Annotated in this window: 13 protein-coding genes; 9 read left to right on the top strand and 4 right to left on the bottom strand. The window is 58.9% G+C overall.

The genetic code is table 11. The features are described 5' to 3' along the window. Window positions 1-20: 20 nt before the first annotated feature. On the bottom strand, window positions 21-683 hold the full coding sequence (locus tag IM760_RS07980) for a HEPN domain-containing protein (protein ID WP_204428158.1): 663 nt from the start codon (window positions 681-683) through the stop codon (window positions 21-23). Between the two features lie 90 nt (window positions 684-773). Continuing rightward, window positions 774-1,703 (bottom strand): metallophosphoesterase, encoded by a 930-nt coding sequence (locus IM760_RS07975; protein ID WP_204428156.1) that lies wholly within the window; start codon window positions 1,701-1,703, stop codon window positions 774-776. 235 nt (window positions 1,704-1,938) lie between these two features. Between IM760_RS07975 and IM760_RS07970 the strand changes: the two genes are divergently transcribed. Together IM760_RS07970 and IM760_RS07965 are read left to right on the top strand one after the other, a co-directional pair. Continuing rightward, window positions 1,939-2,211 carry a CopG family ribbon-helix-helix protein gene (locus tag IM760_RS07970; RefSeq protein WP_204428154.1) on the top strand — a complete coding sequence of 91 codons (273 nt, stop codon included), beginning with the start codon at window positions 1,939-1,941 and terminating at the stop codon, window positions 2,209-2,211. Further along, on the top strand, window positions 2,211-2,486 hold the full coding sequence (locus tag IM760_RS07965; RefSeq protein ID WP_204428152.1) for a type II toxin-antitoxin system RelE/ParE family toxin: 276 nt from the start codon (window positions 2,211-2,213) through the stop codon (window positions 2,484-2,486). Before IM760_RS07970 ends, IM760_RS07965 begins: the two co-directional genes overlap by 1 nt. Window positions 2,487-2,570: 84 nt before the next feature. On the opposite strand, the gene IM760_RS07960 is transcribed toward IM760_RS07965, so the two are convergent. Next, window positions 2,571-3,017 (bottom strand): hypothetical protein, encoded by a 447-nt coding sequence (locus IM760_RS07960; RefSeq protein ID WP_204428150.1) that lies wholly within the window; start codon window positions 3,015-3,017, stop codon window positions 2,571-2,573. A gap of 212 nt (window positions 3,018-3,229) precedes the next feature. Here IM760_RS07960 and IM760_RS07955 point away from each other — a divergent pair, with 212 nt between their 5' ends. The 7 genes from IM760_RS07955 to IM760_RS07925 all read left to right on the top strand — a co-directional run bounded on the left by IM760_RS07955 (window position 3,230) and on the right by IM760_RS07925 (window position 8,897). Then, window positions 3,230-4,120, top strand: coding sequence for a helix-turn-helix transcriptional regulator (locus tag IM760_RS07955; RefSeq protein WP_204428148.1), 891 nt, complete (start codon window positions 3,230-3,232; stop codon window positions 4,118-4,120). Window positions 4,121-4,322: 202 nt separating this feature from the next. After that, window positions 4,323-5,366 carry a helix-turn-helix transcriptional regulator gene (locus IM760_RS07950; protein ID WP_204428146.1) on the top strand — a complete coding sequence of 348 codons (1,044 nt, stop codon included), beginning with the start codon at window positions 4,323-4,325 and terminating at the stop codon, window positions 5,364-5,366. A 181-nt stretch (window positions 5,367-5,547) separates the two neighbouring features. Further along, window positions 5,548-5,946, top strand: coding sequence for a YkvA family protein (locus IM760_RS07945; protein ID WP_204428144.1), 399 nt, complete (start codon window positions 5,548-5,550; stop codon window positions 5,944-5,946). A 232-nt stretch (window positions 5,947-6,178) separates the two neighbouring features. Next, window positions 6,179-6,334, top strand: coding sequence for a hypothetical protein (locus tag IM760_RS07940; RefSeq protein WP_204428143.1), 156 nt, complete (start codon window positions 6,179-6,181; stop codon window positions 6,332-6,334). Between the two features lie 498 nt (window positions 6,335-6,832). Next, a complete protein-coding gene (locus IM760_RS07935; protein ID WP_204428142.1) occupies window positions 6,833-7,333 on the top strand; it encodes a JAB domain-containing protein in 501 nt (166 codons plus the stop codon). Between the two features lie 94 nt (window positions 7,334-7,427). Beyond that, window positions 7,428-8,387 carry a DUF932 domain-containing protein gene (locus tag IM760_RS07930; protein ID WP_204428141.1) on the top strand — a complete coding sequence of 320 codons (960 nt, stop codon included), beginning with the start codon at window positions 7,428-7,430 and terminating at the stop codon, window positions 8,385-8,387. A gap of 69 nt (window positions 8,388-8,456) precedes the next feature. Next, window positions 8,457-8,897 carry a hypothetical protein gene (locus IM760_RS07925; protein WP_204428140.1) on the top strand — a complete coding sequence of 147 codons (441 nt, stop codon included), beginning with the start codon at window positions 8,457-8,459 and terminating at the stop codon, window positions 8,895-8,897. A 48-nt stretch (window positions 8,898-8,945) separates the two neighbouring features. On the opposite strand, the gene IM760_RS07920 is transcribed toward IM760_RS07925, so the two are convergent. Continuing rightward, complete coding sequence (locus IM760_RS07920) at window positions 8,946-9,272, bottom strand: helix-turn-helix domain-containing protein (protein ID WP_204428139.1); 327 nt, start codon at window positions 9,270-9,272, stop codon at window positions 8,946-8,948. Window positions 9,273-9,474: the final 202 nt, after the last annotated feature.

Below are 9,474 nucleotides of genomic sequence, written 5' to 3'. Positions count from 1 at the left end.
CTTAGGGCAACCCATGTCCATCATCCTTTGTGTAAAACCACCGGATAACTCGCCGCTCCCCAGAGCGTACGGGGATTATCCATCATGATTTCAATCACCACCGGCACCAGGTCCGCCAGAATCGCCACGCAGTCGCGGATCTGGTCGCGGTTAACGCGGCCGTTCCAGGTGGCGCCACCGTGGATGATCTGATTGCGCAAGGTATAGATGCGGCTGAAGACGATGGAGAGCACGGCTGGGGTCTTCTGCCGAGCCAGAGCGGTGTGTGCCGCCTTCTTCGCGCCATCAAAGCTGCGCTTCCACTGGGCTTCGGTCAGGACACCTTTCTGGTGGTCCCAGAAACAGGAGAACACATAGGGGTTGTCCAGCAGCACGCGGATGGCGTTCGGGTAGGCGGTCCACACCAGCTCGTCGAGGCGCTTTTCGCCATCCAGCTCGCAGAGCTTTTCCAGGAAGGCGTTGAAGGTGGCTTGTTCGTTGAGGTGAACGCGGTCGTCGATTTCCGTGGCGTAGGCGGCGTTGAAGGCGATCCACAGGAAGATGAAGCGGCTGTCCGGGTCATCGTCCCGTTCGGCGCGGTCGAGCCAGCTGAGCGCGCGATGCACGCGCAGGCTCAGATTGTCCGGGTAGCCATCCCGCTCGGCGCGTTGACGCGCCTTCAACCCTTCGAACGTTCTCTCCATGTCCCCCATCCCTAGCCGGCTCTTCCCGGTCTTATACCGTGAACCTTATCACACTCTCGAGGCCGGGCCAGACTGGCCAGTCGCGATGATTCAGTCATGGGCTACCCATTCAAAGGCGTCTTCATGTAGGGGATGCCGGCCATCCCAGCGGTAGGCGGCCAGACGCCCGCCATGACGGGCGGCAATACTGTAATCCAGGCAGGCGACGTGTCCAGTAAGCGGCGCGGGCGTGCCGCTGAGCCAGTAGTGGCCAACAAAAACCGGCTTGTCGCCCTCGTAGCCAGGCAAGAGGCCATCTGGCAGGGGCTGGTCGGGGACGGTGGCGCGGGCGCTGTCCGGGATCAGCGCCACGCTCCGGTAAGTCGCCGGTGTGGATTGCCACCAGCGGGTGCGAACATGCCGACGATGGTGGCCGTCCTTGTCGTGGAAGCCGGCGCCGTCCGGCAGTTCGATTTCCTGCCCCTTGAGGGTCGTTTCCACCGCGTCGAACAGGGCGTTGCCTTCGGTGGCGGCGCGCCCCCAGGCGTCGACGGGCACGCGCTGTCGATCGTCCAGTTCCCGGGAGAGCGTCGTTATGTGCACCGGGTGCCAACAGGCGTGCACGGCACGCAGTTCCGGCAGGTCCAGGTACAGAGGCAGGGTCCGGCACCAATCGATCACTTCCTGGTGGAGCGGCGAGCCCTCCCCCACCTGCTCCAGGAACGCGTGGTGCTGGTGCCGGTTTTTGGCAGTATGGGGCCGAAGATGCTCTCCTGAATGCGACGGGTGCGGCGTGGCCCAGGCCACGGCGTTGAACTCATGATTGCCCATGATTGCCAGGGCCGCGCCGGCATCGACCATGGCGCGCACCACCCGCACCACCTCCACTTGCTCCGGTCCACGGTCGATGTAATCGCCTAGGAACAGGGCCTTGCGGTGGGAATGACGCCAGACGCCGTTTGTCTCCCGATAGCCGAGCCGGTCCAGAAGCTGCTTGAGCGGCCCGGCATGGCCATGAATGTCGCCGATGATGTCGTACATAACTCGCCTTCTTTATCGGGGATGGACGTCCGTGCCCCAAGTGCCGGTCCGTGACACCTTCCACTCTATGCCCTCACTATAGACATGACCATACTGACTACATGAACATGTCACCTTTTCAGGCAGGAGAGTCCGGGCGTCCGCATTTGGCGGGTTCATGGACAACAGGGACCCTGATGATTAATATCGATTAATAGAAAATCAGTTTGCTTATCCACGATTGGAGGTGCCCCTCATGTCAACGACTGCCAATACACGCTCGGTGACGGCTCACGTGCCCGTGGAACTGGCCGACCGGATCGATGAGATCGCCACGCGCCTGGAACGATCCAAAAACTGGATCGTCAGGCAAGCCCTGGCCGACTGGCTTGACCAGGAAGAAGAGCGCGACCGGCTGACGCGCGAAGCCCTGGCCAATGTGGACGCTGGCCATGTGATCGACCATCAGGCGGTCCGCGAGTGGGCCGAGAGCCTGAGCACGGATTCCCCCCTGCCCGTACCGCGCTGATGGAACTGAAGTGGACCAGCAAAGCCCTGTCCGACGTGGTCAGGCTTTATGAGTTTCTGGCGGCGGTCAATCCGCTCGCGGCGGCCCAAACCGTTCAGCAACTGACCGAGGCGCCGGCAGCCCTGTTGGCGAATCCTCGCCTCGGCGAGCGCCTCGACGGGTTCCAGCCCAGGGTGGTGCGACGCCTCCTCATCGGCCATTACGAAATGCGCTACGAGATCGCCAACGGCACGGTTTATATCCTGCGTCTATGGCATACCCGTGAGGATCGGTAAAAGACAGCCGGCGTGTTTTCCGAAAGGAGAATGCCGCTCAGATTCTCATGGAGACGAGAATCGTGGAACCAGCATGGTACGCGTTCACACCCTTTCAACTTCGAACGCCTGGGCATCCCGTTCCAAAGGCGCGTCACTGTAGCCCAGCACCAACACCTGAGGCAGGTACTCGTCCATAAAAGCCGGGATTGATCCGTATTTTTCGTATTGATGAACGTGGCGAAACTCGTGGGAATACAGGCGTGCCGATTCGCGTCCCCGGGCAATGTAAATCGAGTGCCCGAATGTGATCCCTTCTATCGTCCCATCCAGCATGCCCGCGCTTTTGGCCAGGCCGGCAATAAGCGGGTCGTTGTGGATCGGAATCTCATCGACCAGCAGCACCCTGATCCGCTCCGGCTCAAGCACCCCAACCCTTCTCGCCAGGGCCAGGCCCTCGTCGCTTAGCGACGACCCCGTGTTTTGGATGATCTGGTAATGTTCACTGGCCCATCGAACCACCGGCTCCCGGATGGCGTTATAGTCTCTCATTGCTCTTTCCCTATTTTTGCTGGCCTTGTCCGCTGGCCATCTTGCTGCGTTCCCACGACATTACCTGTCGCAACGTACCTCACCGGCCTCGAGGCCAGAATGGCATCCCTGCCCCAGTGGTCGATCCGTGACAGCTCGCACTCTATGCCTTCACCAAAGACATGACTATACTGACTACATGAACATGTCCACTTTTCAGGCAGGAGAGCCTCATGGCCCATGTTAGCCGCAAGAGCGCCGGGGACTGGCCGGTACGTTGGGATCTGTTATTGCGCTATCGGCTGATCGAAGTCATCGCTTTATGGGAAGGCCGCCTCACCACCAATCACCTGATGCGCGCCTTCGGTATTGGGCGGCAGCAAGCCAGCAAAGACATCAACACCTACCTTTCGGATTACGGGCCGGAAAATCTGGTGTACGACCGCTTCCTCAAGGGGTATCGGCCCACGCCGGGTTTCCGGCCGGTGTTTACCCGGGGCGTGGCGGACGAGTACCTGCAGATGATGCACGCCCGGGAGGACCTGGCCAGCTCGTTCGAGGCGCTGACGGTGCGTGAGCTGAACACCGAGGTGCTGCTGCCGCCGGCCCGGGATCTGCGCCCCGAGGTACTTCAGCCGGTGCTGCAAGCCTGCCGGGAGCGCAAGCGGGTGGAGATTGAGTACGCCTCATTGGCCAACCCGGAACCGGAGTACCGGGTGATCCAGCCGCACACCGTGGTTCATACCGGTTACCGCTGGCATGTGCGGGCCTGGTGCGAGAAGAACGGGGATTTTCGGGATTTCGTGCTCAGCCGCATCGGCGACCAGCCCGAATTGGTCACCGCCGCCACCCAGCGAGCGGAGGACGACGACGCCTGGCAGGCCCGAGTCATTGTGCGCCTGGGGCCCGATCCTCGCCTGACTTCAGCGCAGCAAGCCCTGATCGCGCGGGATTATGGCATGCAGAGTGGCGAGTTACGTCTTAAGACTCGTGGGGCGCTGGTGAGTTATTTGCTGCAGCAATTGCGCGTGGATACCCCGACAAACCAGCGATCCCCGGAAGCGCAGCAGGTAGTGGTCCTGAATCCAGAAGAAGTACGCCAATGGAGCGTAATGCCCGGCTGATCGGATTGCATTCTCTTTTCTTACCCTAACTGCGACATTATCCGTCGCAGAATACCGGCAGAATCTTTTTTGCAATCTTTGCGCGGCGAAAACGCAAGAGAGCGCGGCTCCTGTGTGCTGGTTTTTCTCCAGCGGACCGGGTATAAGTGTGACCCGGGTCTCACCAGGACATTAAAAGAAACAAAAAGGATACCCGTAGAACATGGACACCCCTTCATCTGAAACGCTGGCGCGGATGCTGGTGCTCTATGCGTTGATTCCCCGAAATGACGTGGGAATCAGCACTCGCACTCTGGAAGAAAAGCTCAAGGATCGCGGTTTCCAGATTAGTCCCCGCTCGGTGCAACGCGATCTCAAGAAACTCGCACGGCATTTTCCTATCGGCTGCCACGATGATCGGCTTCCCTATCGTTGGTACAAGACCGCGAACACGGACCTCGACCATCCGGATCTGGCGCAGAGCCCACCGGGGGCCCTCGCCTATTATTTGGTCGAACAGCATCTGGACAGGCTGTTGCCGCAAAACGTCGTGGATTACCTGGGCCCTCGGTTCCAAACCGCACGGCGCTATTTGGACGGCTTGCACCAGCATCCGCTGCAGCATTGGACGAGGCGTGTGCGCAGTCTTCCCAATGGCAAAGCCCTGCTACCGGCGCCACTGGAACCGCAAGTCTGGGAACACGTATCGACGGCCGTGGCACAGCAAAAACAGCTCTCGATCACATACCTGAGCCGCAGCCAGTCCAAAGTCAGCGAGATGACGCTGAATCCGGCCGGCCTGGTTAATCGCCACAGCATTACCTACCTGATCGCCAACGTCGCTGGATACGAGGACCTGCGCCGATTCGCCCTGCATCGTATTAAGCAAGCCAAGGTGCTGGACGACCCATCCGCCATTGCCGACGACTTCGACTTGGACGCATACATCGACAGCGGCGCCTTCGGCTGGCAAACCGGCGAGCCTGAACAGACCACGCTTGTCGCGGATATCCGCCCGCAATTGGCCTGGTTACTTCAGGAAACACCTCTCAGCGAAGACCAAACCATCGGCGATGAAGACAACGGTTGGCACCGTCTCACCGCCACCGTCGGCAAAGATCAGGAAACTTTATGGTGGATACTCGGGCTGAATAGTCAGATCCGGGTTCTGGAACCAGGGGATTGGGTGGCACAGATTAAAGAGGCACTGGAAGAGACGGCACAAACTTATCAACTGATTTGGGAAAAAAAATCAAATTCCCATTAGATTTCTCATTTTAATTACAAGTCAGATAAAATACAAAAAACTTATCCCTGAGATTGAATCGGCAGACTGCCATGGCAACTTCTTCAGGCGTGGAACCGGTACATCAGCGGACCGACAGCCTCCTAAAAAACCAAAACCTTACCACCCCAACGGCAGACCAACCTAAAAAAAGGAAAACAACATGCCCAAGAATATAAAACCTGAGGATGCTGAAAAAGAGCTCAGAGAAAAGACAAAAAAAGTCACGGAAGATGACATTAGAAAAGTTCTCAATAGAGAAGATGAAATCGAGAAAAAAGTCAGAGGGGAAGGCCCCTTAAAGGAATATATTGATGCAGTGAAAACGATGTTTTCCTTGCTAAAGGCATATTGGAGCGGAGAATACAGAGAAATACCATGGCTCACCATTGCCGCCATCGTTGCTGCCCTGCTTTACGTTTTTAGCCCTATCGATTTAATACCTGATTTCATACCCATTTTGGGTTTGGTTGATGATGCATTTGTGATTGCCGCCTGCCTAAAACTTGTTAAACAAGACCTCGCTGACTTTGAGGCTTGGCAAGCATCATCTCGAAATTGATACGAAAAATCGGATCGCGGCGGTGGTTTCTCACCGCCGGGCTCGCCCTCCCCGCCACCAATCCAGACAGATAGCCATTACTTTATTTTATCGAGCTCTAGCTTTATTGCTACAGACTCCAACTCTTTTTTAGTGGTCATTTCGGCGGTGTGCAAATCTCCGACACAATTTGTCGCCTCCGTTATCTAGACTCGCCCGATAGCACCGAATAACCCCGAAAAAGGAGAAGTCTATGCTCCAAAACATCCTCGCTGCCATCGGCCTTCTGGTCGTCTGCCGCAAGGGGTACGACTGGTACACCGAGTTTCAGGATTTAAAGAAGAAAGTCGCTTGCGCCGAAGCGGAGCGCAAGCCAAAGCAACAGGCGGACGGCAATGTGGCCCCCTGAGCCTTATACCTACCGCTGTTCGGACTGCGGTTGGCGCAAGACGCTGGCACCGAAGTCCGACGCCTTGATGCCCGGGGATTTTTTCTCAGCGTGCCCAGTCTGCCAGTCGCCGGATTTGGAGCGCGAGCAGACAACCGGGTTGGCACGCGCGCTGGCGCGGCTGCGGCGACAGCTGCATCTCTGAAGCGCAATAAACGAAACATTACTCAATAAATCTTCAGATACATATCACCGGCCCGATAGCCGGGTCCTTCGTGCTTATCCTCAATTCATCTACCCCTGGAGGCACATTGACTATCACTTGCCTACGTTGCCGGTCCGACCGGTTCCTTGAACACCACCGACGCGGCCGTTGGTGACCTGATGGACGACACCGTACTGAACACTCTCGAATGCCTGGAGTGCGGCTACCGGTTCAGCGTCGAACCGGAGTAAAGCCCCCTTCCCTCTTATCCCACCAGCCCGCTTATGCGGGCTTTTTTGTTTCTGGAGATCCCCATGTGCGACTGCGAGACCACCTTCGTGAAAAGCGAAAAGGGCTTTTACCAGGCCTTTGGGCCCATTACGCCTGAGGCCATTGTGCGAACCGCCGCCGCCATCCTTCAGGAGAGCCTGGTGCGCGGCGATGCCTTAACCAATCCGGAGGATGCCGCCCGATTCCTGCAGATGGCCTTAGCCAATGAAAAGAATGAGCACTTCGCGGTGCTGTTCCTGAACAACAAGCATCAGGTTTTGAGCTTCGAGCGTCTGTTCTTCGGTACGGTCGATGGCACTACCGTTCATCCCCGGGTCGTGGTGCAGAAGGCGCTTGAATATAACGCCGCGTCAGTGATCCTGGCCCACAACCATCCCTCCGGTCATAGCGAGCCGTCTCGTGCGGATCGGGAAGTCACCGATCTGCTGGTAAAGGCGCTGAAGCTGATCGACGTACGGGTACTGGATCATTTGATCGTATCTCAATCCGGCTGGGAGAGCCTTTCCCGGCGCGGCTGGGTCTGACTGGCCCGCATTCCTTTTCCTCCATTTTCTCGTCCTTCCATCGCCCCGCCTGCCTGGCGCGGGTGCTTTTATGCCGTTTACAAGGAGAACGACCATGAGCCATCTCGTGGAGCAAATGGCCTATGTCTGCCGCACGCCGTGGCACGGCCTGGGTAACCGCCTGGCCCGCCAGCAACCCCTGGAGGTCTGGCTGCAACAGGCCGGCCTGGACTGGGCCATCGAGGAGAGCCCGGTACGCTTCGTTTCTGGGGCCCCGAATCAGCCTGGTGAGTTGTTGAGCTTCGACGATCATAAGGTTTTGTACCGTTCCGACACCCGTGCGCCACTATCTGTCGTAAGCCGGCGTTATCGTGTCGTTCAGCCACGGCAGATCCTGGAGTTCTACCGGGATCTCACCGAGGTGTCCGGTTTTGAGTTGGAGACCGCCGGCGTGCTCAAGGGCGGCCGCAAGATCTGGGCGCTGGCCCGGACCGGGCAAAGCGGTCTGCTCAGAGGGAACGACTGCACGGACGCCTACGTGCTGCTGGCCACCGCCTGTGACGGCACCATGGCCACCACCGCGCAATTCACCAGCGTGCGGGTGGTCTGCAATAACACCTTGGCGGTGGCGCTGAATGGCGCGGTGGAGGCGGTAAAGGTATCCCATCGCTCCATCTTTGATGCGGAGGCGGTGAAAAGCCGGTTGGGGCTGTCCGTTTCCTGTTGGGACGACTTTATGTACCGCTTAAAAGGGTTGAGCGAGCGCCGGCTGAAGGATGCGGAGATGAAGGCGTTTCTGCATCGGGTCTTCCAGGGGGCGCACGATTCATCGCGCACTCGGGCCAATGAAAGGGCCATGGCGTCGGTACAGGCTCTTTATCAAGGCAGCGGTCGCGGCGCCGGGCTCGCGTCGGCTCAGGGCACCGCTTATGGACTGCTCAATGCGGTCACCGAGTTCGTGGACCACCAGCGCCGGGCGCGCACCGCCGGCCACCGTCTGGATTCCGCCTGGTTCGGCCAGGGTGCCGCCCTAAAACAAAAAGCCTTGGAGCAGGCCTCGCTGTTGGTGGCCTGACCCGAATGGACAAGAAGGACTCCCGGTGGCACCAAGCGCCACCGGGAATCGCATTGGAAGGAGAAGAAGATGCCCCCTGATGATTTCACCCCCTACCGCCAGGCTGGGCGGGCTCGGGATCTGGAGAGCAAGGAGCTGCCCCTCACCGTTGCGCCGGTGTGGGGCGCCTTTCTGTTCGAGGGTCTGCTGACCTCGGCACGTAACCCCCAACGGCGGGAGCACGTCCTGGCGCTCTGGAAGGCCGATCGCATCGAGCTGATTGTGCGGAGCAGCCGATATCTGGATCGCATCTGGGCGCTGAGCCGCCAGCGCTGGCCACGACAGTCGCGGCCGGAAGGCGTTTTTGAGTATGAGGTGGTCTCGGCGTTCGGGGAGTTGCTGGGCTATCACCTGATCCTGAACGGCGGACAACTGCCTTCCGAAGAAGAAGCCGATCTGGTGATTCAGGATTTGCTGGACGACTTTTTCCAGGACGATGACGGCCCGGCGCCGGTTGTTCCTCCGCAGTAGGCCTTTTACCGGCCGTTTCACACGGTCGGCGTTGGCCGCCCCCTCTTCTCACCCCAGAAGATTCAGCAGTGCTTGGCGGCGCTTGGCAGGCAATTTGCGATAGGCCCTTAGCAAGGCGGCTTCGTCGTCGTTACGGGCCACCCGCTGGGGGTCGTTCGCCGGCGCCTCTTCCGTCTCGGCGCCGCACACCAGATCGTCCAGGGATACGCCCAGAACATCGCGGATTTTGGCGAGCAGCCGGAAGCCTGGCTTCTCTCGGTCGTTCTCCCAGGCGGATACCGACGCCTTGGTCACGTTCAGCTCTTCGGCCAGGGCTTCCTGGGTCATGCCCAGCGCTTGCCGGGCCGCTTTCAAACGCTCGTGAAAACCTGCCATTGGGGGGCCTCGATGATGATCTGCCCTCCCAAGCTACGGCAATGCTTTACCTCTGTCGTATGGTCTATCTTGACCACACATGTTCACCTAAACCATACTTTCGGGTACGGGGAATGTGAACCATCGCTCAGTCCAGAGCATCACCCATTGCTTCGAGGTCCGGCCCGCTCCGCCAGCAGGAGCGGTGCGCTGGGGATGATTG

The organism is Alloalcanivorax marinus, assembly GCF_016906305.1.
Classification (GTDB): domain Bacteria; phylum Pseudomonadota; class Gammaproteobacteria; order Pseudomonadales; family Alcanivoracaceae; genus Alloalcanivorax; species Alloalcanivorax marinus.
Note: the sequence above shows the minus strand (reverse complement) of the source record. Positions and strands in the feature narration are given on the sequence as shown.